The 231-nt window shown below is 38.1% G+C and carries 1 protein-coding gene; it reads left to right on the forward strand.

The window, feature by feature from the left end; genetic code table 11:
• The coding region (locus tag RYX56_RS25570; protein ID WP_317124547.1) for a type I-C CRISPR-associated protein Cas8c/Csd1 at positions 1 to 231 on the forward strand (231 nt) is incomplete at both ends.

The following is a 231-nucleotide window of genomic DNA, read 5'->3' on the forward strand; positions in this document are numbered from 1 at the left end:
CTACCAAATCAAATGTAAACATATTAATTCTTGACTCAGCTACGACTGGTCGTTTGGCAGTACTTTACTATCGGAATATGGATAAGGAGATCTACTTAGATAGATTGGCAAAGTGGCATTTAACATGTGTGTGGCTCCATCGTTACAGAAAAAATGAACAAGGTGATTATGTTCATTTTTACGGAGCACCAGCAACAAAAGATATTGCATTTGCTGCTTATGGACCGAAGG

Origin of the sequence: Alkalihalophilus lindianensis, from assembly GCF_032843265.1 — a bacterium.
Lineage (GTDB): Bacteria > Bacillota > Bacilli > Bacillales > Bacillaceae_D > Alkalihalophilus > Alkalihalophilus lindianensis.